This window comes from Rhizobium sp. Root708 (genome assembly GCF_001429725.1).
Classification (GTDB): Bacteria; Pseudomonadota; Alphaproteobacteria; order Rhizobiales; family Rhizobiaceae; genus Rhizobium.
Window position 1 is genome coordinate 171,484 of record NZ_LMHV01000007.1, and the last position, 26,384, is coordinate 197,867.

The 26,384-nt window shown below is 61.3% G+C and carries 27 protein-coding genes and 1 pseudogene; 12 read left to right on the forward strand and 16 right to left on the reverse strand.

All coding sequences use genetic code 11. The features are described from left to right. Positions 1–72 precede the first annotated feature (72 nt). The 3 genes and pseudogenes from ASE04_RS07725 to ASE04_RS07735 form a co-directional block, all read right to left on the reverse strand. A pseudogene (locus tag ASE04_RS07725) lies at positions 73–1,733 on the reverse strand (alpha/beta hydrolase). A 37-nt stretch (positions 1,734–1,770) separates the two neighbouring features. Further along, positions 1,771–2,823 carry a linear amide C-N hydrolase gene (locus tag ASE04_RS07730; RefSeq protein ID WP_244490359.1) on the reverse strand — a complete coding sequence of 351 codons (1,053 nt, stop codon included), beginning with the start codon at positions 2,821–2,823 and terminating at the stop codon, positions 1,771–1,773. A gap of 52 nt (positions 2,824–2,875) precedes the next feature. After that, complete coding sequence (locus ASE04_RS07735; RefSeq protein WP_056814551.1) at positions 2,876–3,700, reverse strand: hypothetical protein; 825 nt, start codon at positions 3,698–3,700, stop codon at positions 2,876–2,878. Positions 3,701–3,954: 254 nt separating this feature from the next. On the opposite strand from ASE04_RS07735, the gene ASE04_RS07740 reads away from it, so the two are divergent. From ASE04_RS07740 to ASE04_RS07755, 4 genes are all read left to right on the forward strand, one after another. Then, complete coding sequence (locus tag ASE04_RS07740) at positions 3,955–4,338, forward strand: acyl-CoA thioesterase (protein WP_056814553.1); 384 nt, start codon at positions 3,955–3,957, stop codon at positions 4,336–4,338. A gap of 3 nt (positions 4,339–4,341) precedes the next feature. After that, complete coding sequence (locus tag ASE04_RS07745) at positions 4,342–4,929, forward strand: hypothetical protein (protein ID WP_056814557.1); 588 nt, start codon at positions 4,342–4,344, stop codon at positions 4,927–4,929. 71 nt (positions 4,930–5,000) lie between these two features. Further along, positions 5,001–5,447: an SRPBCC family protein gene (locus ASE04_RS07750; RefSeq protein ID WP_056814561.1), complete on the forward strand. Its 447-nt coding sequence runs from the start codon at positions 5,001–5,003 to the stop codon at positions 5,445–5,447. Further along, positions 5,440–5,772, forward strand: a complete 333-nt coding sequence (locus tag ASE04_RS07755) for an ArsR/SmtB family transcription factor (protein ID WP_200960697.1) — start codon at positions 5,440–5,442, stop codon at positions 5,770–5,772. The genes ASE04_RS07750 and ASE04_RS07755 overlap by 8 nt, the downstream gene beginning before the upstream one ends. A 1-nt stretch (position 5,773) precedes the next feature. Here ASE04_RS07755 and ASE04_RS07760 read toward each other — a convergent pair whose 3' ends face one another. The 3 genes from ASE04_RS07760 to ASE04_RS07770 form a co-directional block, all read right to left on the reverse strand. Continuing rightward, the gene (locus ASE04_RS07760; RefSeq protein ID WP_056814571.1) at positions 5,774–6,946 is read right to left on the reverse strand and encodes a DUF1501 domain-containing protein; all 1,173 of its coding nucleotides are present in this window, start codon (positions 6,944–6,946) and stop codon (positions 5,774–5,776) included. Positions 6,947–6,956: 10 nt separating this feature from the next. Beyond that, positions 6,957–8,471, reverse strand: a complete 1,515-nt coding sequence (locus ASE04_RS07765; RefSeq protein ID WP_056814573.1) for a DUF1800 domain-containing protein — start codon at positions 8,469–8,471, stop codon at positions 6,957–6,959. A gap of 111 nt (positions 8,472–8,582) precedes the next feature. Beyond that, on the reverse strand, positions 8,583–8,936 hold the full coding sequence (locus tag ASE04_RS07770) for a DMT family protein (protein WP_056814575.1): 354 nt from the start codon (positions 8,934–8,936) through the stop codon (positions 8,583–8,585). Between the two features lie 301 nt (positions 8,937–9,237). On the opposite strand from ASE04_RS07770, the gene ASE04_RS07775 reads away from it, so the two are divergent. After that, positions 9,238–10,473, forward strand: coding sequence for a TIGR02594 family protein (locus ASE04_RS07775; RefSeq protein WP_056814578.1), 1,236 nt, complete (start codon positions 9,238–9,240; stop codon positions 10,471–10,473). 65 nt (positions 10,474–10,538) lie between these two features. Here the strand turns inward: ASE04_RS07775 and ASE04_RS07780 are convergent, their stop codons facing one another. From ASE04_RS07780 to ASE04_RS07795, 4 genes are all read right to left on the reverse strand, one after another. Next, positions 10,539–11,786, reverse strand: a complete 1,248-nt coding sequence (locus ASE04_RS07780; RefSeq protein ID WP_056814582.1) for an MFS transporter — start codon at positions 11,784–11,786, stop codon at positions 10,539–10,541. Positions 11,787–11,947: 161 nt separating this feature from the next. After that, on the reverse strand, positions 11,948–12,274 hold the full coding sequence (locus tag ASE04_RS07785) for a hypothetical protein (RefSeq protein WP_056814586.1): 327 nt from the start codon (positions 12,272–12,274) through the stop codon (positions 11,948–11,950). A gap of 29 nt (positions 12,275–12,303) precedes the next feature. After that, on the reverse strand, positions 12,304–12,963 hold the full coding sequence (locus ASE04_RS07790; protein WP_056814589.1) for a dihydrofolate reductase family protein: 660 nt from the start codon (positions 12,961–12,963) through the stop codon (positions 12,304–12,306). Between the two features lie 67 nt (positions 12,964–13,030). Further along, complete coding sequence (locus ASE04_RS07795) at positions 13,031–13,498, reverse strand: VOC family protein (RefSeq protein ID WP_056814591.1); 468 nt, start codon at positions 13,496–13,498, stop codon at positions 13,031–13,033. Positions 13,499–13,670: 172 nt separating this feature from the next. On the opposite strand from ASE04_RS07795, the gene uvrB reads away from it, so the two are divergent. From uvrB to ASE04_RS07825, 5 genes are all read left to right on the forward strand, one after another. Then, complete coding sequence (uvrB, locus tag ASE04_RS07800; RefSeq protein ID WP_056814594.1) at positions 13,671–16,589, forward strand: excinuclease ABC subunit UvrB; 2,919 nt, start codon at positions 13,671–13,673, stop codon at positions 16,587–16,589. A 533-nt stretch (positions 16,590–17,122) separates the two neighbouring features. After that, complete coding sequence (locus ASE04_RS07810) at positions 17,123–18,292, forward strand: ImmA/IrrE family metallo-endopeptidase (protein ID WP_056814600.1); 1,170 nt, start codon at positions 17,123–17,125, stop codon at positions 18,290–18,292. Between the two features lies 1 nt (position 18,293). After that, positions 18,294–18,689: a hypothetical protein gene (locus ASE04_RS07815; protein WP_056814602.1), complete on the forward strand. Its 396-nt coding sequence runs from the start codon at positions 18,294–18,296 to the stop codon at positions 18,687–18,689. 668 nt (positions 18,690–19,357) lie between these two features. Then, positions 19,358–19,804 (forward strand): hypothetical protein, encoded by a 447-nt coding sequence (locus ASE04_RS07820; RefSeq protein WP_056814605.1) that lies wholly within the window; start codon positions 19,358–19,360, stop codon positions 19,802–19,804. 375 nt (positions 19,805–20,179) lie between these two features. Continuing rightward, positions 20,180–20,392: a cold-shock protein gene (locus tag ASE04_RS07825; RefSeq protein WP_007533154.1), complete on the forward strand. Its 213-nt coding sequence runs from the start codon at positions 20,180–20,182 to the stop codon at positions 20,390–20,392. Between the two features lie 431 nt (positions 20,393–20,823). On the opposite strand, the gene dusA is transcribed toward ASE04_RS07825, so the two are convergent. Beyond that, positions 20,824–21,852: a tRNA dihydrouridine(20/20a) synthase DusA gene (gene dusA / locus ASE04_RS07830; RefSeq protein WP_056814607.1), complete on the reverse strand. Its 1,029-nt coding sequence runs from the start codon at positions 21,850–21,852 to the stop codon at positions 20,824–20,826. A gap of 178 nt (positions 21,853–22,030) precedes the next feature. Between dusA and ASE04_RS07835 the strand changes: the two genes are divergently transcribed. Next, complete coding sequence (locus ASE04_RS07835; protein WP_056814610.1) at positions 22,031–22,726, forward strand: fumarylacetoacetate hydrolase family protein; 696 nt, start codon at positions 22,031–22,033, stop codon at positions 22,724–22,726. 10 nt (positions 22,727–22,736) lie between these two features. After that, positions 22,737–23,264, forward strand: coding sequence for a gamma carbonic anhydrase family protein (locus ASE04_RS07840; RefSeq protein ID WP_056814612.1), 528 nt, complete (start codon positions 22,737–22,739; stop codon positions 23,262–23,264). 3 nt (positions 23,265–23,267) lie between these two features. On the opposite strand, the gene ASE04_RS07845 is transcribed toward ASE04_RS07840, so the two are convergent. The 5 genes from ASE04_RS07845 to ASE04_RS07865 all read right to left on the reverse strand — a co-directional run bounded on the left by ASE04_RS07845 (position 23,268) and on the right by ASE04_RS07865 (position 26,327). Further along, positions 23,268–23,621, reverse strand: a complete 354-nt coding sequence (locus ASE04_RS07845; RefSeq protein WP_056814615.1) for a hypothetical protein — start codon at positions 23,619–23,621, stop codon at positions 23,268–23,270. Positions 23,622–23,631: 10 nt separating this feature from the next. Continuing rightward, on the reverse strand, positions 23,632–24,072 hold the full coding sequence (locus tag ASE04_RS07850) for a hypothetical protein (protein WP_056814618.1): 441 nt from the start codon (positions 24,070–24,072) through the stop codon (positions 23,632–23,634). Positions 24,073–24,188: 116 nt separating this feature from the next. Then, entirely contained in the window at positions 24,189–24,587 is a 399-nt protein-coding gene (locus ASE04_RS07855; protein ID WP_056814621.1) for a Fur family transcriptional regulator, read from the reverse strand. Beyond that, positions 24,584–25,399, reverse strand: a complete 816-nt coding sequence (gene znuB / locus ASE04_RS07860) for a zinc ABC transporter permease subunit ZnuB (protein ID WP_056814623.1) — start codon at positions 25,397–25,399, stop codon at positions 24,584–24,586. Before znuB ends, ASE04_RS07855 begins: the two co-directional genes overlap by 4 nt. Beyond that, positions 25,392–26,327 carry an ATP-binding cassette domain-containing protein gene (locus ASE04_RS07865; RefSeq protein ID WP_056814625.1) on the reverse strand — a complete coding sequence of 312 codons (936 nt, stop codon included), beginning with the start codon at positions 26,325–26,327 and terminating at the stop codon, positions 25,392–25,394. Before ASE04_RS07865 ends, znuB begins: the two co-directional genes overlap by 8 nt. Between the last annotated feature and the right edge of the window lie 57 nt (positions 26,328–26,384).

A 26,384-nucleotide genomic window follows, 5' to 3' on the forward strand; every position in this document is an offset into this window, starting at 1 on the left:
AAATGAAAGCCTAAGGAACGTGGTTAACCCACACCAATATCCACATTCGGAACATGAGATTGCCGGTCGCGGTCAGTCGTGAGCAGCATTCGCCTCTTCCTTAGCCTCGAAAAAGCGCTTGAGTTCCTGCACCTGTCCGGAGGGAATCCCGGGATCGGTCACCGCGACCCAGGCGTCGATGTAATGCTGCGGCGCGTAGACATGGCCGTAGCCGATTGGCGACGTGGTCGCGATCGCCATGTCGAAAACCAGTTGCAGCATTGTCAGGGCCGGCAGCCAAGTCAGGCTCGGCGTCACATCGGGCCCGCGCGGCGCCTTCATCCAGGCCGGCTCGCGTAGAACGAATGCGCATCGAAGAACGTGATGGGGTCGCTGGCATATTGCAGATAGACGATCCGTATCGGCCCCCAGATAGCGCCGGCGATATCGAGAGCATTGTTCTGGTTGGTGAAGCGGACGATCGAGCCGTCCCGGAAACGCGGCAGCCACGCAGGCGATTGCGGATCGCGGCCTGCCGTGACGGCGCGCCATGTTGCGCTTTCAAACGGCGGTCCGCTCCAGAGCGCGCCTTGAAACGGATCAGCGACAATGTCGAAGATGTCAGCCGAGATCTGCGAGTTGAGCGCGCCAAGGCTGAGGCCGTGCAGATAGAGCTTAGGCCGCTTGTCACGCGGCAGGCTGGTCCAATAGCGATAGACCTCACGAAACAGCGCACGGGCAGAGTCGGCGCCATATTCGGGCTCCACCAGCAGCGAAAGCCAGCTTGTCAGATACGAGTATTGCAGCCCGACACTGGCGACATCGCCGTGATGCAGGTATTCAAGCGTATCCAGCGCAGCCGGATCGATCCACCCGGTTCCCGTCGGCGCAACGATGACAAGCAGCGAGCGGTCGAAGGCTCCTTCTCTTTTCATCTCCTCCAGCGCCAGATTCGCCCGGGCCTCGATCGTCTCGGCATTGTTCAGGCCGACATAGACCCGCACCGGCTCCTTGGCCGGAGATTTCCAGAACGCTCCGATATCCGCGGCCGTCGGTCCGGATGCAATGAAGTGCCGTCCCTGGCGGCCAAGCCCCTCCCAAGAAACAAGCGAAGCGGCGCTGCCCGTATGCATGGGGTTCGCAGGCATCGGAACGTCGTCCTCGATGAGTGCATCGACCTTGCGGAACGACGAGTCGGCAAGGTGAAGCGCCCCTCGCAGCAACACGCCCTCCACAACCGACCAGAAGAGAAATGCCGCAAGGAGGCCGCCGACGACGTTCGAAACGCGGCGCGGAACGAAGCGGTTGAGCCGCTTCGATATCCATGAAACCGTCAATTCAAACAGCCGCGCCACGAGAATTGCAACCAGGAAAACCAGAGCCGCAACGGCTGCCAACTTCGTCGGCTCGGCGGTATCAAGCGGCGGCATATGCCAGAGTTCGCGGATCGAATTCTGCCAGCCGGCTGCCCGCCACAGGAACGCGACGGACACCAGCAGGCCGCCAGCGAAAACGACGTATTTCAGCGGCAGCAATCTCGTCCTTGCCGTCGGCAGCTCGAGATACTGCCAGAGCCAGGTCAGCACGACCCCGAAGAGGTAGCCGACCGCAGCACTTATGCCCGACAAGGCTCCCTGGACGATGAAGGATCGCGGCATCAGGCTCGGCGTCAGCGATGCCGCGAAAAACGCGAACCCGGCAACGATCCCTGCTACCGACAGCGAGCCGATAAAACGTCCGAGAAGGCGTTTCATGCAAGTCCCCTCAGGCTTCGGTCACTCCGGCCACAGCCTAGTGCAGCCCGAGGAAGATGAACGGCTTCGCCTCTTTGAAGTCCTTGGTGGCATCGCCGGAATAGGTGTGATCCTGATTCTCGCCGAGGTCGAGGCGCTTGACCTTGCCAGTCTCCCTGGAGAAATCAATCGCCTTCAGATCGACCCAGAAAGTGTTCGGCGTCAGCGCCGACTCGAAAAAGTAGAGCTTGCGCTTGTGGTCGAAGACGGTCCGCCAGCGCGTCGAGGAGATGTTCGGCTCCTCCGGCGTATTCAGACCGTAGGGCACGGAAACATTGCGGATCACGCTGAAGACGCTGGCAAGCGCACGGTGCGGATCCTCGTCCTTCGGGATCGCGTTCACGTAGAACGACGCCCGCGCAAAGCGATCCGAGGCGCGGTTCGTGCCGGGAAGCATCACCGTGCCGCCGATCTGCTTCCAATAGGCGTTGAGGGCCAGTTGCTGCTCGAAGATCGGTGAGTTGGTCATCACCTGATACTTGCGGTCGTGATGGATGACCTGCTTGCCTTTGACATACTCCACGATCGCACTGTCGCCTGTCGCATCAGACATGGAAAGGTGCAGCGTCGTCAGTCGGTTTTCTCCGGGAACATTGTCCGTGACGATGGTGAAAGGCTCCTTTTCAAGCACCCTCACCGCCTCGTCGACGGTCGCGAAATTGTCGAGCACGTATTGCGCCCAGGCCGCGATCGTCAGCCCCGGCTTGCTGTCCTTGCCGAAAGACGGGTACTCGGATTCAACCAGCCAGAGAAGGTTGGCGCTGAGACCGGCCTCGTTGACCCCGTCGGTCGTCGAGACGTCGTAGCCCGTGGCAACCACGCTGCCATACTTGGCGGTCCACTTGATGGAATTCGGTCCCGCCTCACCACTCCGCTCGATCCCGCGCGGCAGGACGTAGAGATTGGTCGCCACGTCGCTCTTCCAGTCCATCGAGCGGGCAGTGATGATGTTGTCGTCGGGCCCGAGATAGACCAGGCGCGTGCACGCTTCGGCAGCCATCGGCCCTAGCGCCAGCATGAGCCCCAGCGAGGCGGAAAGCAGAGAACGCATCGAGGAATTCCTGACCAAGAACATGGGCAACTCCAATCTGTCCGGTTGACCTTTAGAAGCGCATCGAAAGCCCGATGACCGGCCCATGCTGGCTCACATCCCAGCGGAACTTGTTGACGCCGGTGAAGTCGTCGTTCTCGTAGTCCTGATAGAGCAACCGATAGCCCGCGCGGAGAATTGTCGGGTGGCCGAACATCGTCATGCGATAGCCGAGATAGGCCTGCGCGTTGACGCTGACCTTGGAGCCGAGGCCGAAGCCGCCGACATCGGCCTCGGCAAACAGGTTCCAGCGCTCCGTCAGGTCGGCATTCATGCGCAACCCGATGAATGGATCGGTCCAGTCCGCGCTTTTCTTGGTACGAAGGCCAAGCGCCTGCACATCGGCCTTCAGTTCGGTCCAGCGAACACCGGCTGTCGGCTCGATTGAGATCGTGCGCGGCTTCCCGAAGACCGTGTCTCCACCAAGTGACTGTTCGTAGGCCTTGTAGAAGGCACCCGCAGCCAGCGTCGTCGTGGTGATATCGAGCCCGATTTCATGAGCGAAGACATCCTCGCTCTGGCTTGTCTTGACGTACTGCCCGTCGAAATAGACGCCCCATTGGCCGTTCGTCACTTCGATATTGCCCATCGCCACGAAGTCGAGATGGTGGAAAATATCGGAGAAAGGCACGTCGACATCAGTGTCGAGGCCTGCAAGCGAACCATTCCCTATGAGGGACGCAGCCCAGGCATAAGGACTGACGATAACCGCCCATTCGCGCTCGGGCGCCATCCGCTCGGCATCGAAATCAGCCGAATATGCACCGAACGGGACCACCATGGAGAGGAACAGAACCAGCGGAAGAACGGGATGCAGGACACGCTTCGAAACCGGCATGCAGAAACTCCGTTCCCCTATGGTTACAGCAGCTTACTATCGTAAGGCGCAAATTCAAGCTGTCCGCACAAAACAAAACAAATGGTTGTGCAACTCACCCCGGCCTTCCATTTCCGATTAAGGCCGGCATCCTGCCGGTCGGGCGTGCCTCGCGGCATCGTCCTTACGCGGGAAAACCGCAATTCGATTTGGAATTGCCGACCGATAAGTTAGGCTCCCGCGGAATCGAATACGCATCCAGATAGGAGACCCGCATGACCGACACCAAGCCGAATGGCGCCCTGACCCTCCGTACGGTGGCGATGCCGGCCGACGCCAATCCGGCGGGCGATATTTTCGGCGGCTGGGTGATGGCGCAGATGGACCTTGCATCGGGGATCATGGCCTCCGAGCGTGCGAAGGGCCGTGTGGTGACCGCCGCCGTGAAGGAAATGGCCTTCGCCCTGCCCGTGAAGATCGGCGATACGCTCTCTGTGTATACGACGATCGAACGCGTCGGCCGCACCTCGATCACGCTCTCCGTCGAGGCTTGGGCAACGCGCGCCCGCTACAACAACATGGAAAGAGTGACGGCAGCGACCTTCATCATGGTCGCGCTCGACGAAAACGGCCAACCGACGCCCGTTCCGGCGGAGTGATGCATGGAAACCGTCACCTCACCCGAGGTCTTCCTCCACATCAAGGTGGTCATGGGGATGGTCATCTCGCTGAGCCTGGCGCGGTTGCTGACGGGCATCGCCGGCATCATCCAGCACCCGGGAAAGGCGAAGCCTTATGCCGTTCATCTCGGCTGGGCCGCCTCCATGTTTCTCTTCATCATCCACATCTGGTGGTGGGAGTACCGGCTGCAGGCAGTGCCGATCCTGCATTTCGGCATCTACCTGTTTCTGGTCTCCTTCTGCTGCCTGTTCTTCATGCTCTGCGCCCTGCTCTTTCCGGCCTCGCTCGATGAGTATGGCGGCTATGAAGAGTATTTCTATTCGCGTCGCCGCTGGTTCTTCGGCACGCTCGCCATCACCTACGCCGTCGATATCATCGACACCGCGATCAAGGGCGGGGATCACATCCAGTCGCTCGGCTGGGAATATCCGGCGCGCAACATCATCTACGTGATCCTCTGCGTCGTCGCCGCCTGGACCGCCAACCGCCGTTTCCACATGGCCTTCGTGTGCCTCAATCTGCTCTATCAGATCAGCTTCATCTTCCGGATCTACGACGTCCTCGGATGACAATGCGCAACTTTCTGGTTGCCATTCACCCTTCAGCGTGAGATAAAAAGAGCAACCAGGAGGTTGCTGATATGTCTGATCGCATCGAGAAGGTTATCGAACTGAACGCACCGGTCGACCGCGTCTGGAAGGCCATTACCGATCATCGTGAATTCGGCGAATGGTTCCGCGTCCAGCTGGACGGCCCCTTCGTCCCGGGCGAGAACTCCACCGGCCACATCACCCATCCAGGCTACGAACACATCCGCTGGCAGGCGACCGTCAAGCGCATGGAGAAGCCGGAGCTGTTTTCCTTCACCTGGCATCCCTACGCCATCGACCCCGACGTCGATTATTCCGGCGAGCCGCCGACCCTCGTCGAGTTCCGACTGGAGCCGACGCCCTCGGGCTCGCGCCTCACCGTCACGGAGTCCGGCTTCGACAAGGTGCCCCCGCATCGTCGCGAAGAGGCTTTCCGAATGAACGACGGTGGTTGGGCCGCACAGATGAAAAACGTCAAGGAATACGTCGATCGATAACGTCGAGCTTCATCGCGAAAACGCGGCGACCCTGTTTGCCGCCTTGGGAGACCCGACGCGCCTGTCGCTGCTGACGACCCTCAGCGACGGGCGCGAACGTTCGATCGCAGGCCTTTCGATCGGCACTGTCCTGACCCGGCAGGCCGTGACGAAACATCTGCATGTGCTGGAGCAGGCAGGCCTCGTTCGCTCCACCAAGGTCGGGCGCGAAAGCCACTACGCCTTCCAGCCCGACAGGATCGGCGAAATGCGTGCCTATCTCGACAGTGTGTCGCGGCAATGGGACGATGCGCTGGAGCGCCTGCGTGCCTTCGTCGAACGGTAGATCACGCCCGCAGGAACTGTGATCCCTTGTCGAAGCTCACCCCGGGAAAGATCCTTGACGTAAGGTCATCGGCGCTGACGTCGAACTGCCGGTAAAGCATAGCCGCGGCAAGCTCGCGGACGTCGGCTGTCGGCGCAAGATCGCGCCCATCGAGGAGCTGCTGTTCGGCAAGCCCCGGCCATCGTCCGAGAATGCGACCGCCATTGATGCCGCCGCCGGCCAGGACCGCGCAGCCGCCCGTACCGTGGTCGGTACCGCCCGAGCCGTTCTCACGCACGGTTCGCCCGAATTCCGTCATCGCCAGCACGACCGTCTTTGCCCATACGTCCGGGCCGAGCGTCGCCTTCAGCGTCGTGATCGCCTCTGCCAGATCCTGCGCCGGTCGTTTGAACTGGCCGACCTGCGCAACATGCGTATCCCAGCCGGTGATAGAGAAGCTCGCAATCCTGTAGTCGCCCTTCAACATCTTGCCGGCGAGGGCCGCGATATCGGCGATCTTCTCGCCTCTCGGCCCGTCGGGCTCGGTCATCATAGAGGCGGCATTGGCGCGTGTCGCCTCTTCCATGGCCTTGGCGAAGGCAGGATCGTCCGCATAGAGCCGCTTCAGAAACTGCATCTCGTCCTTGGCCGAACCGAGATCGGAGTCGGATGCCCAGACGTCGACATTGCTCGGTCCGGAGAGGATGAGCTCGGTCGAGGTATTGATGTCGATCGCCTTTCTCGGATCCGAGCGGGGAATGACCGCCAGCGCACGGTTGAGCCAGCCGGTCTTTTCCTCCTGCACGTGCTCACCACCCGATTCCAGCATGTCCTGTCCGTCGAAATGGCTGCGCTGGTCGCGGTATGGCGTCGAGACCGCCTGCACGAAAGCGAGTTCCCGGCTCTTCCACAGCGGCAGCAGATCGGCCGCGGCGGGATGCAGCCCGAAATGTCCGTCGAGATCGAGCAGACCGCTATCGGGCGTCAGGGCAAGCGTCGGACGCAATGCCGAAAACCCCGCCTCCCCATAGGGCTGCACCAGAGCCAGACCGTCCATCGCGCCACGCAGCACGATCGTCACGAAACGGTTGTCGCCCGGCATGGCGGCGAAGGTAACCGGCGTGAAGATCGGCGCCGCGGCAAGGCAACAGGCGGAAGCAAGAAAACCCCGGCGTGAAAGCACCATGTCATTCATGAGCATGCTCCTATCGGCGATTGAATTCGGGCGATGCCAGCGTCAGCATCAGGCCGCTGATCTTGTTGGGTGCCTGCCCGACGATACGGATCGTGTCGTCCCGCGCGGCATCGGCGAGCGTCGCCTTCAGGAATTCGCGAGGATCGAAACCTTGTCCGAACTGCGCGGTCGCGCGCCGCGCCCAGCGCAATCGCTCGGCAAGTTGGCTCGCGGTGATCCAGGCGCCGAAGGACTCTTCGAAGCCTGCCGGGCTGGGCGGGAGCCAGGTGGGCTGCCCCATCCGTCGCAACGCGCCCTGCCCCAGCGCCCGGGCGGTCTGGATGGCCTTGCGATCCCTGAGCGCCTTGCCAGCCTCGCCCATCATCGTCGCATCGCCACCAACGTTCGGGGAACTGGCGTCGCCGTTCTTGGCCGCCATGCCAAGGTCTTCGCGACTGCCCTGATTGGCCTTGAGAAAACGCCCGACGTTACCGTCATCAGGACCGGCGTTCAGCGCCCGCAACCCGGCCACCACATAGTCGAAAGGCTGGCGCGCCTTGCTCCCGGGATTGTCCCACGCGGCGGGATGCGCGAGCATCGCCGTATAGACGGCGGTCAAATTGCCGTCGGTCTTCCTCCACGCATCGGTCATGACGGAAATCATGCCATCCGGTGGATCGTCGGAGATGAAGTGGACCACGAGTTTGCGACAGATGTGCAGGGCCGTCTTCGGGTTCGCGGCCAGCTCGTCGAGCAGCGAGAGATAGTCCCGCTCGGTTCTCTTCGGGCCGCCGTAGCTGATACCGAGAACCTTGTGCGGCCCGGGCTCGGAGATACCCGGCCGGAACATCGCGTCCATATCGCGGCGATCGATCGTCAGACCGGTCAGAACCATGGCGGCGGCGCGAACGTCGGCCTGCGTGTATCCGCTACCCGCCCCAAGCGTATGCAGCTCAAGCAGCTCGCGCCCGAGGTTTTCGTTGAGCCCCTTCTTTTGCTGCATGCCGCCGCGCGAGTCCGGCCCCAGTGATTGCGCCTGGTCGAGATAGATCAGCATCGCCGGATGCTCGGTCGCGCTGCGCAAAAGGTCGGAAAAGTGCCCGGCAATATGCGGGCGGATCGCCTCCGCCTCATATGCCGGCACGAGCAGGCGCATGGGCAGGCTCTTGTTGGCGCTGGTGGAAAAGTGATTGGTCCAGAACGTCGCCAAGCGCTCATGGAATCCGTATGGAGAAAGAACCGCCTGCAAGAGCCGCGCGTTTGCGTCCTGTTGAAACCTTGCCTGCGCCTGTCGCTGCAGCAACTTGCGGTGCTCCCGGCGCTCCTGGTCGTCATCCTCGCTTTGCCTGAGGTCGCGAAGCTGCTGCTGAAGATCGGAGATTGCGGCTCGCCTCTCGTCGAGGCCGCCGACGGGAAAAGCGACCGGCGACTGCAGGGCGGCCGGCAACTGGGCAAGCAGCGCGTCCTTGTTCTGCACCGAAGCTTCGCCCGGACGCAGACCGTAGCCGAAGCGGATCGCCGCCATGGTTGGAACCGAAAGGCTCATGAGCCGTCACCTCCATATCGCTGGATGGTGACAGGCTCTCAATAAATGTGTCGGAAATTACGGCAATTTCCGAACATGGACGATTTGTAATTCTCCGGCGATTCCAGACCGTTAGCCCCGGAAAATGAACGATGCGCCGATCGCGATCAGGGCAAAGCCGATGACGTGATTCCACGTCAGGCTTTCGCCCAGCCAGAATACCGAAAAGCCCGAGAAGACGAGAAGCGTGATGACTTCCTGCATGGTCTTCAGCTGCGCCGTCGAATAGACGGCCGAACCGATGCGGTTGGCCGGCACCGCGAGGCAGTATTCGAAGAAGGCGATCGCCCAGCTGACGACGATAGCGACGAAAATCGCCGTGCCCTTATGCTTGAGATGCCCGTACCAGGCAAAGGTCATGAAGATGTTGGACGCAAAGAGCATGACAACCGGCCAGACGGCGGCTGGGCTGATGGCAAAGGGCATGGGTGATTCCTGACGTTGAAACTGGCGCCAGCATGTATCGCCAATTTTCCTCTCTGCAAGGGGCCGAACCCCGTTGCCGTGACTGCGCATCGCGGAGCCGGCGAACCACTCTCCAAACATCCCGAAAACACAATCAGTGATTGATGTTGATTTGTGTGAATTACCCCAAAGCTGTGCGCCTAATGCGGCAGGCGTCCGCACATGGATAATTCGATGCGCCGCAACGGCAGAATTGCCGCCCGATTGTCGCGCATCATCCGTCCGGATGGCCTTGTTGAACGTCTGTCGGAGGGGACGCCCCATGGATACGATCACAGACATTGCCAAAACCAGTCTGGCCGAAGTGCTTTCCGCCTTGGCGCAGGCGAAAATGAAAGTCGGTTCCATCGCAGATGCCGATGGTACCTACTCGGTGACTTACGAGCCGTCGCCATCGTCCTCGGATGGCGCCAGCCTCAGCAGCACCTTGCCGACCGCACCGCCGGTCGCCAACATGGACAGCCCGTCGCCGCCCGTGGCCGGCGCACCTGGCGCATTCGTCCACGCTCGGGCGATTGCGCCGAAAACGATCCTCTATACCGACGCGGAAGGACGCGACGAAATCCGCGAAGGCGGATCTCGCTCCTGGCGCAACTGCAATGCCGGAAATATTCGCAAGGGCGATTTCTCGATCAACTGCGGCGCCATTGGCGATGACGGCAGCTTCGCGATCTTTCCCGACGAGGAAACCGGCAAGGCAGCAATCATCGCCCTGCTGCGAACGGCAACCTACATCAAGCTGACCCTCAAGGAGGCGATTTTCCGTTACGCGCCGCCCAGCGAGAACAATTCTGAAGCCTACGCCCAATTCATCCACAGCAAGACCGGTATCGCACTGAATGCCGTTCTCTCCAGCCTGAAGATGGATGACTTCCGCAAGATCGCGAGGTTCATCCAGATCGTCGAGGGCTGGAAGCCGGGCATCATCAGATCGAACGCACCGCCCGCACCGCTGATGAGCACCGCGATCGGCGTGGCGTCTTCCGCGGCTTCGGCCACGCAGGACTGGATGATGATTGCCCGCCGCGAAGCGGCCCTGCCCGTGCGCGAACGCAGCCAGTGGCCGGACCCCGGCGAGAACCCGCGCATCCTCAATTACTTCAGGGTCAGCGCCCCGTGGTTCGAGGTGGCGGGCGGCGACGAGGTCGATTGGTGCGCGGCCTTCGTCAATTACTGCCTTGTCAGCAGCGGCCACATGGGCACCGATCATCCCGGCGCACGATCGTTCTTCTGGAACAAGAAGAAGCAATTCCTCGTCCTAAAGGAGCCGAAACCAGGAGCGATAGCGGTTCGTCGCTATGCGCCCTTCTCCGATCCCGACTGGGCAACCGGTAACGGCCATGTCGGCTTCGTGGTTTCATGGACCAGCACGACGGTAACGCTGCTTGGAGGAAACCAGAGCAACACCGTCTGCGAGAAGACCTTCCCGCGGCTCGAAAAGAACGGAAACACCAAGGAATCCGAGTTCGTCCGTTTCCTGATGCCCGTCATCGTCTGAGCGACATCACAAGGCAACGCGGGCGCGGCCATACCGCGCCCGCGCAGAGCGGTTCGGCTGGCCGATCAGGCGCGCACGCCGTGCGGCTCCTCGGCCTCCTCCGTTCCGAACCGCACATCCTTCTTCTCGTAGCCGAAGCCGGCGAGCAGCGCGACGACGATGGCAACGACAGCCGCGACCATCAGCAGCGCGTAGGCATAGTCGCCACCCCAATGCTCGGCCAGTCCCGCCTGCAGCGTCGCGTTGCCCGACGCGAGCAGATTGCCGAGCTGGTAGGCGAACCCCGGGAAGGTGCCGCGCACCTCGTCCGGCGACAGTTCATTGAGGTGCACCGGCACAATACCCCAGGCGCCCTGCACGAAAAACTGCATCAGGAACGCCCCGATCGCGAGCAGCACCGGTCCCGGCGCATAGACCCAAAGCGGCGCCACCGGCACGGCGATCAGCGAGGCGATGACGATCGCCTTCTTGCGTCCGATCCTCTGCGATAACGCACCGAAGAACAGGCCGCCGCAGATAGCCCCTATATTGTAGACGATGGCGATCGCGCCGGTCGTGTAGCTGTCGTAGTTGCGCTGGGTCTCCAGGAAGGTCGGATAGAGATCCTGCGTGCCATGGCTGAGGAAATTGAACGCCGTCATCAGCAGCACCGACCACAGGAACAGCGGCACGTTTTCACGCAGCACGGCGAGGAACGGCCGGCGCCCCTGTTTCTGGCGCTTGATGAAAGCCGGGCTCTCCTCGACGTTGCGCCTGATATAGAGCACCAGCAACGCTGGCAGCGCCCCGACGAAGAACATGCCGCGCCAGCCGATAACCGGAAACAGCAGGAAAAACACGATCGAGGCAATCAGATAGCCGGACGGATAACCGGCCTGCAGAATGCCGGAGACGATGCCACGGCTATCTTCAGGCACGGTTTCCATGACAAGCGAAGCGCCAACGCCCCACTCGCCGCCCATGGCGATACCATAGAGCGCTCTGAGCATGATGAACATGGTCAGCCCGGTCGAGAAACCGGTCAGAAACTCGAACAGCGAATAGAGCGCCACATTGACCATCAGCGTGATGCGGCGACCATATTTGTCCGACGCCAGCCCGAAGAGCAGCGCGCCGAGCGGCCGCATGGCAAGCGTCAGGAAGATCGCCACCGACACGGCGGCGACGTCGGTATGGAACTCCTCGGCAATGTGTTTGAGGACGAAAACCAGAATGAAGAAATCGAAGGCGTCGAGCGTCCAGCCGAGATAGCTGGCAATAACGGTGTTGCGCTGCTGCGGGGTGAGCGCGCGCAGGCTCTGCAATGCGGACATCATGGTCCTCCGTCCGAAAGCGGCGGCGAGGCGGGCAATGTCCGGATGCCGTCGAAGAGAGGGATCGCCCGGGGATGGGCGAGGTCGAAGCTGTGACAGGCAGCCTCGTTCAACGTCAGCACTGCTGTCCTTGTTCCCGGCTGCGACAGTTTGACCGCCGCTCAGCCTTCGCCGGCAAGCTTCGCGCGAATGCGATCCGGCCCGCCGGTCATGCGCCGGGCAAAGGGCCGCTCGGGATCGACGACTCGCCAGAAAGGCGCGCTGCCCTCCTCGCTGATGTGCGCCAGATGCCGCTGCACAGTGACAGGGCAGCAGGCATCCGCCCCATGTTTCGCCGCGAGCGCTCGCCGGATTTCCGCCAGATCCGACAGCTGGCCCGCCGGCGCGCTTCGCAACGCATCGACGACCATGCTTTCGCTCGGGATCAGCATGCGCTGCTCCCGTGCCCTGCCCTTCGGCCGCATCCTGATGACGGGAACGTCTTCCATATCCATCCTCCTCAGATCGAAAGCCGCGCTCAGGTGAGGTTCCGGCGGCGCTCCAGCTCGGCGGCCGTCGGCTGTTCGAATTCGAACGAGCCGGTGACGATATCGCCGTCGCGAACATACTTGTTCACCGTCACACCAGTGCTCGAAACCCGCGAACTGACGAGCTTCAGCTTGCCCGGAGATGCTCCGTCGCCAAACAGCCGTTTGCCCTTGCCGAGCACGACGGGAAAGAACGAGACATACAGCTCGTCGACGAGATCGTTCCGGAACAGGGTCTGCAGGAAGTCCGTGGAACCTTGCGTCAGCAGGTCAGGTCCATCGCCCGCCTTCAACGCCTTGAGCGCACCGATGACGTCGGCGCCGAGCACCTGGCTGTTCTGCCAGTCGGGCTTGAAGTCCGGATTGCGGGTCGCGACATATTTGGTGATCTTGTCGAACAGCGGGCCGATCGGATCGTCGGGGGCGACATAAGGCCAGTGCGCAGCGAAGATGTCATAGGTCTTGCGGCCGAGCAGCAGATCGAAGCGATTGGCGAACATCTCACCGACCGACTCTCCCATCGCCTCGTCGAAATAGGGCGCGGCCCAGCCTCCGTAACGGAAGCCACCGATCGGATCCTCATCCGGACCGCCCGGCGCCTGCATGATGCCGTCGAGGCTGACGAATGCTCCTGTAATGATCTTTCTCATGCCTGTTCTCCTCCGTGATCCCTCGGGCTGTTGACGGCGGCTTCGCGGGCGCGCTCGCCAACGTCAGTCACTCTCGCCAATCGTCCATCTGTTGCGCTGGATTGAGTTCTTGCGCGAGTCCAATGAGAATCCCCTCAGGCCCGCGGATATAGCAAAGCCGATACGCCTCCTTGTACTGGACGACATCACCGACGAGACGCGCACCATGCGTGCGAAGCCTCTCAAGTGTCTCGTCGACGTCATCAACGGCGAACATGACGCGGAGATAGCCGAGGGCGTTGACTTCAGCGTTCCGGTGATCCGCGACCACATCCGGCCTGAGAAACCGCGAAAGCTCGAGCCGGCTATGGCCGTCAGGTGTGCGCATCATCGCGATCTCGACGCACTGATCGCCCAGTCCGGTAACGCGACCGGCCCATTCTCCTTCGATCATCGCCCGCCCCTCGAGCTCAAGGCCGAGCGCGAGAAAGAAATCGATCGTCGCTCCCAGGTCTTCGACGACGATCCCGACATTGTCCATCCGCTTCAGCGCCATTCTAATCTCCGTTTGGTTATCTGACCCCAAGGACGTTCGCCCGCCGCCCACACCGACACTCGCATCAGACAAAATTCGCCGCCACTGTTTGCCAAATCCGAACGATTCTTTTGTTTCCCTTTTGTACTCTTGGCCCCTTCACTTTCGCGGTGACTCTCGCCATATTCCGCCGATGGCCAAAACTCCGAAGAAATCCACCGCCCCGAATGGCTTCGAGGAAACCCCACAGTCGTCCTTTGAAGGCGCTCCCCTGTCCGGCTCCGTGTCCGACTGGGTGAAGCAGCTGGAGGCCGATGCCGAGGCGTCAGGTGTCGAGACGCAGCGCCAGATCGCCTCGAAGGCCGGCAAGCACCGCAAGAAGGTGGAGATCGCCGCTTCCAAATCCGCGAGGGGAACCTCCATGGGCGGCTCGACCGACCCGAAGACCCGCGCCGCCGCCGGCCTCAACCCGGTCGCTGGCATGGACACGACGCTGGAGGAGGCCGCCTCGCTGCAGGCCGGCACCGCCGTCACCGCCACAGTCGAGGCCCTGTCGGCGCTGATCGAGAGCGGCAACCCGCTGCACAAGAACGGCAAGATCTGGACGCCGCACCGCCCTGCCCGGCCCGACAAGTCCGAAGGCGGAATCTCGATCCGCATGGACTCGGAATACCAGCCCGCCGGCGACCAGCCGACCGCCATCAAGGACCTTGTCGAGGGCCTTGAAAATGGCGATCGCAGCCAGGTGCTGCTCGGCGTCACCGGCTCCGGCAAGACCTTCACCATGGCCAAGGTGATCGAGGAAACCCAGCGCCCGGCCCTGATCCTGGCGCCGAACAAGACACTGGCCGCCCAGCTCTATTCCGAGTTCAAGAACTTCTTCCCCGACAACGCCGTCGAGTACTTCGTCTCCTACTACGATTACTACCAGCCGGAAGCCTACGTCCCGCGCTCCGACACCTATATCGAGAAGGAATCTTCGATCAACGAGCAGATCGACCGCATGCGCCACTCGGCGACGCGCTCGCTGCTCGAGCGTGACGACTGCATCATCGTCGCCTCCGTTTCCTGCATCTACGGTATCGGCTCGGTCGAGACCTATACCGCCATGACCTTCCAGATGAATGTCGGCGACCGCCTCGACCAGCGCCAGCTGCTCGCCGACCTCGTCGCCCAGCAATACAAGCGCCGCGACATGGATTTCCAGCGCGGCTCCTTCCGCGTCCGCGGCGACACCATCGAAATCTTCCCGGCCCACTTGGAAGACGCGGCCTGGCGCATAAGCATGTTCGGCGACGAGATCGACGCCATCACCGAGTTCGACCCGCTGACCGGCGCCAAGACCGGCGACCTGAAATCGGTGAAGATCTACGCCAACTCGCACTACGTCACCCCGCGCCCGACGCTGAACGCCGCCATCAAGTCGATCAAGGAGGAGCTGAAGGGCCGCCTCGTCGAACTGGAAAAGGCCGGCCGCCTCTTGGAAGCCCAGCGCCTGGAACAGCGCACCCGCTACGATATCGAGATGCTCGAAGCGACCGGCTCCTGCCAGGGCATCGAGAACTATTCGCGCTACCTGACCGGCCGCGACCCCGGCGACCCGCCGCCGACGCTGTTTGAATACGTCCCCGACAACGCCATCGTCTTCATCGACGAGAGCCACGTCACCATTCCGCAGATCGGCGGCATGTACCGGGGCGACTTTCGAAGAAAAGCGACGCTGGCCGAATACGGCTTCCGCCTGCCGTCGTGCATGGACAACCGGCCGCTGCGCTTCGAGGAATGGGACGCCATGCGCCCCGACACCGTCGCCGTCTCGGCCACACCGGGCGGCTGGGAGATGGAACAGTCGGGCGGCGTCTTCGCCGAACAGGTGATCCGTCCGACCGGCCTGATCGATCCGCCGGTCGAGGTCCGCTCCGCCCGCAGCCAGGTCGACGACGTGCTCGGCGAGATCCGCGAGACCGCCGCGAAGGGCTACCGCACGCTGTGCACCGTGCTGACCAAGCGCATGGCCGAGGACCTGACCGAATATCTGCACGAACAGGGCGTGCGCGTCCGCTACATGCACTCCGACATCGACACGCTCGAGCGCATCGAGATCATCCGCGATCTCCGCCTCGGCGCCTTCGACGTGCTCGTTGGCATCAACCTCCTGCGCGAAGGCCTCGACATTCCCGAATGCGGTTTCGTCGCCATCCTCGATGCCGACAAGGAAGGCTTCCTGCGCTCCGAGACCTCGCTGGTCCAGACCATCGGCCGCGCCGCGCGTAACGTCGACGGCAAGGTCATCCTCTATGCCGACAAGATCACCGGCTCGATGCAGCGGGCGATGGACGAAACCGCCCGCCGCCGCGAAAAGCAGGTCGCCTACAACGAGCAACACGGGATTACGCCGGAGAGCGTCAAGGCGAAGATTTCCGACATCCTCGATAGCGTCTACGAACGCGACCACGTCCGCGCCGACATCTCCGGCGCCTCGGGCAAGGGTTTCGCAGACGGCGGCAACCTCGTCGGCGGCAACCTGCAGACGCATCTCAACGCGCTCGAAAAGCAGATGCGCGACGCCGCCGCCGACCTCGACTTCGAGAAGGCCGCCCGCCTCCGCGACGAGATCAAGCGCCTCAAGGCCGCCGAACTCGCCGTCATGGACGACCCGATGGCGCGCGAGGAAGCCCGCGCGCAGGAAGGCAGCGGCAGGAAGAGCGGCAAGCCGGCCGCAGGCGCCGAGCCCAAGTCCCTCTTCGCCAAGCCCGGCCTCGACAACATGGGCCCGGGCACCGACACCACGACGCCGCTCTTCCGCAAGCCCGATCTCGACGATATGGGCCGCGACGTCGCCGACCCCGCCGGCAAACCCCTCTTCCGCCGCAACACGCTCGACGAAATGACGGTCGGCCGCACTGAAAAACCGGTCGCAGGCCACCTGCCGGATAAGCCAGACGCCGCCAAGAGCACGAAGCGCTTCTCACCGCTGCTGGAAGGCCAGCCGGAGCGCGACGACGTCAGGCCGCTGGTCCGCGGCAAGACCGGCGTCGGGAGTTATGAGGATGCGGGTGACGTGAAGCGCAAGGGGCGGACCAAGGGCAAGACGGGGCGGCCAGGGCAGTAAAGCTTCAATGGCTCGCGATAACATTAAGGCAATGCACCGCCGGAAACCTCAGTGTCTTGCCTTCGCCTTGAAGTTTTCCCTGTAGTAGGAAATTGCCGACGAGAGCCTAGCATAGCCATCATACCACCGAATTAGCTGCACGATCCCCAACAAGAAAGGCGAAGTGAAGATCAAGCAACTCCAAACCGACGTGGACCGAGCTATACAGATCGTTGGCACAATTGACGAAATAACCAGAAGCAAGAAAGCAACAAATCCTATTATGGCAGAGGCAAACGTCAGCCGGCCGTTCATAATCCCGATTCTATTTAGCTCGAACTGAAATTGTAGCTTCTCGTTCCCGAGATCGCTAAGGCCGGCTTTGCCATGAATTCGTTCAGTGAATTTCAGAACGCGAGCACACTCGGCTAGTATTTTTTCATTTTTTATATCGATAATCTGAGATAGAATCGGATAAGCAAATGCAACCCCAACGCCCGTTGAGAATACGTTCTGAAGTGACGTAAGCAGTACTCCTTCGCAGGCTACCTCTAATGACATTCAATCCCTCAACGGTGAAAAACATAATTGGCGCGCGCGGCCTTACGATCGATGAGGTATCGAAGGCTGCAGGCATGTCCGTCAAAAGGGTTCATGCAACCCTCGACGGTGACAATATCCCAACAAAGAATCAGATAGTTAATTTAGCTGCCAAGATGGCAGTGCCGCCATATGCTTTCTTCGCTGACCAATACATTGTACCGGCGTCACCCATCCTGGACTTTCGGGCTTCCAAACCGGAATCTCTCAAATACGGAAAGGATGCTAGCCGGTTCGAGTACATTTTTACGCTTAGAGACTTTCTTGCGAGACTATATAACCGTTTAGATCTCGATGCACCCGAGATCCTTTTCTCATCTGAGCCCGAAGGAAACCCTGAACAATTTGCAAAGTCAGTGGAGAACCTGCTCGACCTTCAAGCGATAAGAGCGGAGTCGAATTCTAAATCGGACTTCTACAGACTTTTTAGAAAAGCGATAGAAACGCTTGGTGTGTTCGTCATACAAGACCACAACATTTCCACGAACGTCGATGGATTTGCTCTTTATCACGCAAACTTCACGTCCAATTTGATATTCGTGAATACGCTGAAGCGAAATCCCGGAGCGAAGAGCTTCACTCTTGCACACGAACTGTCGCATATTCTTGGAAAGCGCTCGGCTATATCAAACAATTACGAATATGATAATGAGATTGAAGCCTACGCGAACGATTTTGCCGGGTGCCTCCTGATTCCTCGCGAGGCTTTGATCGACGAACTGAATTCAAAGAAGTATTTCTTCAACTCCTACGAAATGGCAAGGCAGTCGGCCGATAAGCTTTCTGACATTTTCAGATGCAGCGTCAGCGCGATGTTGGTTAGACTGGAGAGGCTTGGATACTCGAAGCACGAGTATACAAAAGCCTTTCTGGCTGGCTTTGGAAAAGCCAATTTCCTCGATACTGACAAACCACCAGCATTCGGCCCGAAGGATGGTCCTAAGCCAGGCGTTATTGATCTTGCATATTTTGGCACACGAGCCACAGCGGTCTTAGTTGCAGCTTTACAGCGTGGTTTAACTACAAAATACGAAATATTCGAGAATACCGGCCTCTCCAAGAAGAGAATTGATGGGCTTCTCCAAGTTGCTTCAGAAAAAAACCTACTAGGGCAGTTCGATTAGGATGGCTTCAATACTCGAATTTACAGTTGCCACGGAAGCAGCTGACGCAATGGATAATACAGGACTTTGCGCCCATGGTTGCACATCGTTCTCTCCGCTAGGGCTCGCCAGAGCAGAAGCCGACGACATTCAACGATTTGATCCAGATGCATTTGAGAAACTGAATCATTTCGGGGTAACCATACATGAAGTTGAGATCGAAGATTTTGATTATATTGGCTCTTTGTCTCATTTAGCTGTAGTGAACCAGTTTGATAGCAAAACCACCAAGAAGCTCTACAAGCATGCTATTGCTGTTCGGCTGGGGCGAGACCTTCTGATCGCAAACGAATCGCCAGAAAAAGACACGATCGAGGCGGTCTCCTTAGCGTTCGGGAATGCCTATCATATACTCTAACCTGGTGGTTAACGTCTCGGACGGTGCCGCTAGCGCGTCTGAGTCTGACGTCTGACTCTTGAAGACACTATCGGCAGGGCGCGACTTAAGGGCTAGGCCCTCGCGGTAGACAACCTGTTCCGGGCGGCGCTCACGCAGCGCCCGTTGAACAGAGAAAACCGGATCCCCGTAAAAACAGAGACATACGCCTCGCTTCATCCCCACCTCTCCCAACCCATGCCATCATCCCCTCGTCCCGTCACGGATACACCGCAAGGCGTTGCGGCGAGGCGGGACCGGCGCGGGGTGGGAGGGTAGGACGCAAAACCTGACACACCGGGTCCGCAGAAAATGGTCTCCCTCCGGGGACGGCGGCGTTCGCGTGAATGCGGCGTCGAGTTGAGCCCCGGACGTGCTTGTGTGGCACACATGGCCCCCAGGGAAGCGAACGCTTCCTCGGGCAAGGCGGCAGAGGGACCGGAGTTGCGGGCATAAACCGCCGAACGGGGCGCTCGACAGCGCCATTTTAGACTTTTCAGATGAGGCTCTTTCGAGCGCCCCGTCCGAACCCTGTCGCCCGCAAGGGCCGGCAAACCGATGCCAGGATCAAACCACGGGTGAAACCAGCCGCGTGAAGGCAAAGCCGCGCGCCGCCGGCAGCGCGGCGATGCGAAGATGGAGGAGCAGGCATGACCACATCCGAAGCGAAGGCGCCCAAGGCGGGCATGAGCGATTGGGAACGCCGCATCGGCGACTACGGCACGCTGAGGCTGCGCCAGCGCACCGCCGAGATGCTCGGCCTGCCGGCAAGGGTCTGCGGCGTGCGCAACTGCCGCCGCACGAGATCCTGCCTGTTCGCATTCATCGACACGAAGCTTGCGGTCTGTTCCACGATGCTGACCGAGGAGGAGCGCAAGGCGCATGACGAACTCCTCGATTTCGCCGCCCGCGTCTACGAAGCGGCCCACTCCGGCCACTTCGGCAACCTCTATCGCCTGCTTTTTCAGAACCCGCCGGAATATCACCGCTCGGTGATAGAGATCGTCCGCCATGCCCTGCCGCCCGGCCATTCCGGACATGACGGCCTCGACGCGATCCGCAGGATCGCCGCGCAACGGCTGGTTGGTACCATTTAGGGACAGTTTCCGGCAATGGGACAGTAGCCGCCGTGAATGCTTACCATTCGTCAAGTATCTGAATCTTTGGGGATTCCCGTTTTGTAGAATCGCATGCCACAATATTGCCGCTTGCCTTTTGCTTCGAATGCTGTCACCAAATGCGGCTCTCGGGCATTTGCATGCCGGTGACTGGACTGATGTGGTAAAGCTTTCCGGCAGGAAGGCAGCGTGGGGGACCCCGCGTGACTGAGACGTTCTTTCCCCGTTCGTGAACTACTCGACTGAGCTTTCGCGCGCTGAATTTCGATGGAGGAGCGCGAAAGTGAAAGCCGTCCGTTTCCTCTCGAGGGGCGCGGATACCAAACAGACTACAGGGAAAAGGACCTATCCCCCATGGCCACCAAAGGCACCGTAAAATTCTTCAACCAGGACAAGGGTTTTGGTTTCATCACGCCAGAAGGCGGCGCGAAGGACGTTTTCGTCCACATCTCCGCGCTCCAGGCTTCCGGCATCCAGTCGCTGCGCGAAGGCCAGCAGGTTACCTTCGACACCGAGCCGGATCGCATGGGCAAGGGCCCGAAGGCCGTCAACATCTCGGCTAACTAATTCATTTTCTGCTTCGGCAGGAAAGAGAACGGCGCTCTGCAAGGGGCGCCGTTTTTCGTTTGGGGATGGTGCAATGGCCCCGCGAATTGCGAAGGCGGCGATGCGGATCGAGAGCGGATCGGCCTATCCGAGGTTTGGCGACACGGTCGCGGCGGTCTCAGGCTTGGCTCACCCAAGATTGCCCACATAGCAACGTCCCCTCTACCGGAAACCGTGCAACACTCCTCGCAAGGTTAGGACGTCCGCTGCGTCAGCAATGCATCCGCTTTAAAGCACGATGAAGCGGGCAAGGCATGGGGAGGTTTGGAGGCTTTTCGGTAAGGACGGGTTTCGTTGAACCGCCAAAGGCAGACGCTTCACCCGCACGCCAGCTGGAGCGCTGGACACAACGCCTTGCAGACGCCCAGCCACCTCGCTCCGTCGTGCGGCCGCTATGCGCCGACCGCTTCCCTAGTGCCGTCGAAATCGACCGCGGCAAAGGCTGCGGCAATCACCTCGGGTCCGGCGCCCGCCTTGACGGCGTCGGTCGACAGGATCTGCCGATAGCGGCGCGCGCCTGGTAGCCCCGTGAACAGCCCGACCATATGCCGCGCCACCTGCTGCAGCCGCCCGCCAGCGGCGATGTGGCGCTCGGCATAGGCCATCATCCGGTCGCGGATCGCGCCCCAGTCGGCCGCCTCCGCCGCCGCGCCATAGAAGCGGCGGTCGACATCGGCGAGAACCGAGGCATTCTGATAGGCCGCGCGCCCGAGCATGATGCCGTCGATGTGGTCGAGATGCCCGGCCGCCTCGTCGAGCGTCTGGATGCCGCCATTGATGCCGATGAAGACATCCGGCCGCGCCTGCTTCGTGCGGTAGACGATCTCGTAATCGAGAGGCGGGATCTCGCGGTTCTCCTTCGGCGACAGGCCCTTCAGCCAGGCCTTGCGCGCATGGATCCAGATCGCGTCGGCACCGGCATCGAGCACCCGATCGAGAAGGCCGGGCAGCGCCGCTTCCGGATCCTGCTCGTCGACGCCGATCCGGCACTTCACCGTCACAGGCACGTCGGCCACCGCCTTCATCGCCGCCACGCAGGCCGCCACGGTCTCGGGCGTCAGCATCAGGCAGGCGCCGAAGGTGCCCGACTGTACCCGGTCCGAGGGACAGCCGACATTGAGGTTGATCTCGTCATAGCCGTAGGGCGCGGCGATCCTGACCGCCTCGGCAAGCTTTGCCGGATCCGATCCGCCGAGCTGCAGCGCGACAGGATGCTCCGCCGCATCGAAGGACAGCAGCCGTTCGCGAGGCCCATGGATGATCGCATCGGCGACGACCATTTCCGTGTAGAGCAGCGCATTGCGGCTGATCTGCCGGTGGAAATAGCGGCAATGGCGATCGGTCCAGTCGATCATCGGCGCAACGGCGAAGATCGGCTGGCCTGATTTCAGGGCCTCGGCGTAGAAATTGGATGTGGTCATGCCGCGCTCATAGCGCAAAGACGGGCGAAATGCCAGTTTGCAGGGCGCAGGGCAGCAATGCGGCGATGCGCAGCCAAATCGCCCATGTCCAAATTACCCATGCCATGACGAACCATGCTTCCCCCCTCGCCGGGTTTGCGTCTAAGATGCCTGACGTCATGAACAGCAAGAGCCTGCAATGTCCCTTTCCGCGACTGTCATCCCCCTTCCGCAACCCGTCCTGCTTCCTGTCGAAGGCACCGCCGAGACCTTTCCCGTCCGTCGCGTCTACTGCGTCGGGCGCAACTATGCCGACCACGCGATCGAGATGGGCCATGACCCGAGCCGCGAGCCGCCCTTCTTCTTCCAGAAGAACGCCGAGAACCTGCTGCCCGCAGGCAGTGATTTCCCCTACCCGCCGCTCTCGAGCGACGTGCATTTCGAGGTCGAGTGCGTTCTGGCGCTGAAGGCCGGCGGCCAGGATATCGCCGCCGACAAGGCGCTTGATTGTATCTACGGCTATGCCGTCGGCATTGACTTCACCCGTCGCGACCTGCAGGCGGAGGCCAAGAAGCTCGGCCGTCCCTGGGAAGTCGCCAAGGCGTTCGAGTTTTCCGCACCCGTGTCGCCGATCGTCCCGGCGGCCAAGCTCGGGCATCCCTCGGCTGGTCGGATCTGGCTGGAGCTGAACGGCAAGCGCGTCCAGGATGGCGACCTCAACCAGATGATCTGGAAGGTGCCTGAAATCATCGCCGAGCTTTCGAAGCTTTTCATCCTGGCGCCGGGCGACGTCATCATGACCGGCACGCCGGCCGGTGTCGGCGCAGTGAAGAAGGGCGACCGCGTCGATTGCGGTATCGACGGTATCGCCGCGCTGTCGGTGAAGGTAGCCTGAGGAGACGTCCATGCCTGTCTACGCGCTCGGCGGACTGACGCCGGATCTGCCGGCGCCCGGCACCTACTGGATCGCGCCGGATGCCCATGTCATCGGCCAGGTGTCGCTCGGCGTCGATGTCGGCATCTGGTTTGGCGCGGTGCTGCGCGGCGACAACGAACCTGTCGTGGTCGGCGCGGCCACGAACATCCAGGAAGGTGCGATGCTGCACACCGATCCCGGGCATCCGGTCACGATCGGCGAAGGCTGCACCATCGGCCACCACGCCATCGTCCACGGCTGCACGATCGGCGACAATTCGTTGATCGGCATGGGCGCGACTGTGCTGAACGGCGCCAGGATCGGCAACAATTGCCTGGTGGGTGCCAATGCGCTGATCACCGAGGGCAAGGAGTTTCCCGACAATTCCCTGATCGTCGGCTCGCCCGCGCGGGTTATCCGCACGCTCGACGAGGCGGCGATCGAGGGGCTGCGCCGCTCGGCCGAGAAATATGTCGGCAACTGGCAGCGTTTTGCCCGCGACCTGCGTCCCCTCTGACCGTCAGAACAACAGGCCGACGCCGGTCACGTTCTTGACCGCCGTCTTCACGAGATCGAAGACGGCATTCAGGATTTTCTGCGCGGCCGCGTAAAGGAGGAATTCGAACTCCGACAGTGCGCTGTTCAGATTGAGTTCGAGCAGATGCAGCGTCAGGTCGGCGGCCTTGACGGTGATCGTCTTCGCCGCCAGCTGCGCCATCACCTTGGCCGTCTTCTGCGCGATGAAGCCGAGCTGATAGGTCATCTCGTCACGGATGGCGGTCCATTGTTTCCTGGCCGTGCCGGCTGCGACCGACAGTAGGCCCTGAAGCAATTCCTCGGCGGATGTGGGTGCGAAAGTCGCGTCAACAGGCATGGATCTTTCCCTACTTCAATGAGCCTTCCATCGTCTTGGCAATGCCGCAGGTGTTCCGAACGATCGAAATGTTGTCTGCTTCGTTGGGCTGCTGGCCGCCCGCCTCGAAGCTCGCTCGCGACGTCTCGATCGCTTTCCGGCAGATTTCGATATTGCCGGCCAACAGCTTGGCAGCATGCGCGGAGGGCTTGCCTTTCAGGTAGACAGGACGCCGCTCAGCGATATCGCCGGCATCCTTCACCATCGCCAAAGCCTCGATGTAGTAAGGCTCGACGTCGCGGTAGCGTGCGTGCTGCGGCGCTTTCGTCTCCAGCGCGGTTTCGATCTTCGTGAGGCTGGAATGCGCGCCATCGAGCTTGGTGTAGATGGCCTCGTTGTAAGCGGGCGCAAAGATGGAACATCCACCGAGCGGAATCGTCACGATAAACGAGAGTAGATGATGTTTCGGCATATGTGCGGTCCCCGGTCCCTGCCGCACATCATAATTCAGTCGCATGCACAATCAATAGTTACATATAAACATAAATGCAATCATTACGATTGTTCGGTTGCAAGCCTAGTTGATGGTCAAGCCGCACACGCCTCACACAGGCCACGGATCTCGATCGTCGTCTTCTCCGCCTTGAACTTCTTGCCGCGCGTCCAGTCCATGAGGCGATGATCGACCTCGTGATCGTGGAATTCCATCACGTGGCCGCAGCTCTCGCAGATAGCGAAAGCGACGATGCCGTGGCTGTGGCAGTTCTGGTCGGGATGCGCGCAAGCAACAAAGGCGTTGATGCTTTCGAGCCGGTGCACGACGCCATATTCGAGCAGCTTCTCGAGCGCACGGTAGACCTGCAGCGGCGCGCGAAAACCGTGATCGCGCAGCCTATCGAGGATCGTATAGGCGCTGAGCGGTCCGTCGGCCTTTTCGAGAACCTCGAAAACGAGAGCCTGGTTCTTGGTCAAAGCAGGTGCATTCATGAACGTTGTCCTTCCGGGGCCTGCCCGCGCCCGCGCTTCGGCAGCAGGCTCAGAATGAAGAGGATCAGGGCCGCGACGACGATCGACGGGCCGGAGGGCGTGTCGTAGGTCAGCGAGCCGAACAACCCGCCGACCACGGCGACGGCACCGATCAGCGAGGCGAAGATGGCCATCACCTCGGGCGTCGCGGCGAAACGCCGGGCCGCCGCCGCCGGGATGATCAGCAGCGAGGTGATCAGCATGATGCCGACGATTTTCATGGCGATGGCGATGACGACGGCCATCAGCAGCATGAAGAAGAGCCGCGCCCGCTCCGGTTGCAGCCCCTCGGCCTCGGCAAGTTCGGGATTGACGGTGGAGGCGAGAAGCGGTCGCCAGAGCCAGGCGATTGCCGCCAACACCAGTATGCCGCCGCCCCAGATCATCACGATGTCGGTCTTCGAGACCGCGAGGATATCACCGAACAGGAAGGCGATGAGATCGATGCGCACCCAGCTCATGAAGGCGACCATCACGAGGCCAATCGCCAGCGTCGCATGCGAGAGGATACCAAGCAGCGCATCCGCCGACAGCGCCTGGCGTTTCTGCAGGAACAGCAGGAGGATCGACACCGCTGCCGCCACCAGGAACACGGCGAGCGTCAGGTTGAACTGCAGCAGCAGCGACAGCGCGACGCCGAGCAGTGCCGAATGGGCGATCGTATCGCCGAAATAGGCCATGCGCCGCCAGATGATGAAGCAGCCGAGCGGACCCGTTGTCAGCGCCAGGCCAACCCCTGCGAGGATCGCGCGGACGAAGAAATCGTCAAACATGGCGCTCTCCTGCCGGGTGCCTGTGATCGTGATCGCCGCCAGCATGGCTGTGATCGTGGCTATGGCCGGCGTGGTCATGCCCCGCATGGTCATGATGGGCGTGGTCGTGCCCGTCTTGGCCATGGTGGTGGCCATCGTCGGGGTGGCAGTGATCGGTGACGGAGCCGTCGGAATGCAGCACCCGGCCATCCGGCAGATGCGTATGATCGTGGTCGTGGCTGTAGACCGCAAGCGCCTGCGCCGCACGGCTGCCGAACAGGCGGACATATTCCGCGCTCTGGGTGACCGCCTGCGGGGTGCCGCGGCAGCAGACATGACCGTTGAGGCAGATCACCGTATCCGTCGCCGCCATGACGACATGCAGGTCGTGCGAGATCAGCAGGATGCCGCAGCCCGTCGTGTTGCGGATCGACTGGATCAAATCGTAGATCGCGATCTCGCCCGAGAAATCGACGCCCTGCACCGGCTCGTCCAGCACCAGCAGGTCAGGCTTGCGGGCGATGGCGCGCGCGATCAAGGCTCGCTGGAACTCACCACCGGACAGATGCTGCACTTCGGCGTCGAGCATGTGCGACAATCCGACGGCCTCGAGAGACGCCGCCATATCGGCGTCGGAGAGAGGTCCGGTCAGCGTCATCAGCCGGCGCACGGTGAGCGGCAGCGTCCAGTCGATCGCCAGCTTCTGCGGCACATAGCCGACCTTGAGGCCGGAGGCACGCTCCACCCTTCCTTCGTCGGGCTTCAATACGCCGATCGCTGTCTTGACGGTGGTCGATTTGCCCGAGCCGTTGGGTCCGATCAGCGTGACGATCTCGCCGCGCGAGACGGAGAAATCCACGCCGCGGACCAGCCAGCGGCCGTTTCTGCGAACGCCGACGTTGGAAAGCGAGACCAATGGCTTCGCTTCGGAATTTGCAGGAGAGGACATCATTTTTCCGAATGTGCTGTTGCGACTTGCTATCGCACACGTTATAGCATAACGCAA

Bases quoted from the DNA above. Each gene is read 5' to 3' on its own strand.
- ASE04_RS07730 (WP_244490359.1), bottom strand. From the start codon at position 2,823: ATGCGTTCTCTGCTTTCCGCCTCGCTGGGGCTCATGCTGGCGCTAGGG.
- ASE04_RS07735 (WP_056814551.1), bottom strand. From the start codon at position 3,700: ATGCCGGTTTCGAAGCGTGTCCTGCATCCCGTTCTTCCGCTGGTTCTG.
- ASE04_RS07740 (WP_056814553.1), top strand. From the start codon at position 3,955: ATGACCGACACCAAGCCGAATGGCGCCCTGACCCTCCGTACGGTGGCG.
- ASE04_RS07745 (WP_056814557.1), top strand. From the start codon at position 4,342: ATGGAAACCGTCACCTCACCCGAGGTCTTCCTCCACATCAAGGTGGTC.
- ASE04_RS07750 (WP_056814561.1), top strand. From the start codon at position 5,001: ATGTCTGATCGCATCGAGAAGGTTATCGAACTGAACGCACCGGTCGAC.
- ASE04_RS07760 (WP_056814571.1), bottom strand. From the start codon at position 6,946: ATGAATGACATGGTGCTTTCACGCCGGGGTTTTCTTGCTTCCGCCTGT.
- ASE04_RS07765 (WP_056814573.1), bottom strand. From the start codon at position 8,471: ATGAGCCTTTCGGTTCCAACCATGGCGGCGATCCGCTTCGGCTACGGT.
- ASE04_RS07770 (WP_056814575.1), bottom strand. From the start codon at position 8,936: ATGCCCTTTGCCATCAGCCCAGCCGCCGTCTGGCCGGTTGTCATGCTC.
- ASE04_RS07775 (WP_056814578.1), top strand. From the start codon at position 9,238: ATGGATACGATCACAGACATTGCCAAAACCAGTCTGGCCGAAGTGCTT.
- ASE04_RS07780 (WP_056814582.1), bottom strand. From the start codon at position 11,786: ATGTCCGCATTGCAGAGCCTGCGCGCGCTCACCCCGCAGCAGCGCAAC.
- ASE04_RS07785 (WP_056814586.1), bottom strand. From the start codon at position 12,274: ATGGAAGACGTTCCCGTCATCAGGATGCGGCCGAAGGGCAGGGCACGG.
- ASE04_RS07790 (WP_056814589.1), bottom strand. From the start codon at position 12,963: ATGAGAAAGATCATTACAGGAGCATTCGTCAGCCTCGACGGCATCATG.
- ASE04_RS07795 (WP_056814591.1), bottom strand. From the start codon at position 13,498: ATGGCGCTGAAGCGGATGGACAATGTCGGGATCGTCGTCGAAGACCTG.
- uvrB (WP_056814594.1), top strand. From the start codon at position 13,671: ATGGCCAAAACTCCGAAGAAATCCACCGCCCCGAATGGCTTCGAGGAA.
- ASE04_RS07810 (WP_056814600.1), top strand. From the start codon at position 17,123: ATGACATTCAATCCCTCAACGGTGAAAAACATAATTGGCGCGCGCGGC.
- ASE04_RS07815 (WP_056814602.1), top strand. From the start codon at position 18,294: ATGGCTTCAATACTCGAATTTACAGTTGCCACGGAAGCAGCTGACGCA.
- ASE04_RS07820 (WP_056814605.1), top strand. From the start codon at position 19,358: ATGACCACATCCGAAGCGAAGGCGCCCAAGGCGGGCATGAGCGATTGG.
- ASE04_RS07825 (WP_007533154.1), top strand. From the start codon at position 20,180: ATGGCCACCAAAGGCACCGTAAAATTCTTCAACCAGGACAAGGGTTTT.
- dusA (WP_056814607.1), bottom strand. From the start codon at position 21,852: ATGACCACATCCAATTTCTACGCCGAGGCCCTGAAATCAGGCCAGCCG.
- ASE04_RS07835 (WP_056814610.1), top strand. From the start codon at position 22,031: ATGTCCCTTTCCGCGACTGTCATCCCCCTTCCGCAACCCGTCCTGCTT.
- ASE04_RS07840 (WP_056814612.1), top strand. From the start codon at position 22,737: ATGCCTGTCTACGCGCTCGGCGGACTGACGCCGGATCTGCCGGCGCCC.
- ASE04_RS07845 (WP_056814615.1), bottom strand. From the start codon at position 23,621: ATGCCTGTTGACGCGACTTTCGCACCCACATCCGCCGAGGAATTGCTT.
- ASE04_RS07850 (WP_056814618.1), bottom strand. From the start codon at position 24,072: ATGCCGAAACATCATCTACTCTCGTTTATCGTGACGATTCCGCTCGGT.
- ASE04_RS07855 (WP_056814621.1), bottom strand. From the start codon at position 24,587: ATGAATGCACCTGCTTTGACCAAGAACCAGGCTCTCGTTTTCGAGGTT.
- znuB (WP_056814623.1), bottom strand. From the start codon at position 25,399: ATGTTTGACGATTTCTTCGTCCGCGCGATCCTCGCAGGGGTTGGCCTG.
- ASE04_RS07865 (WP_056814625.1), bottom strand. From the start codon at position 26,327: ATGTCCTCTCCTGCAAATTCCGAAGCGAAGCCATTGGTCTCGCTTTCC.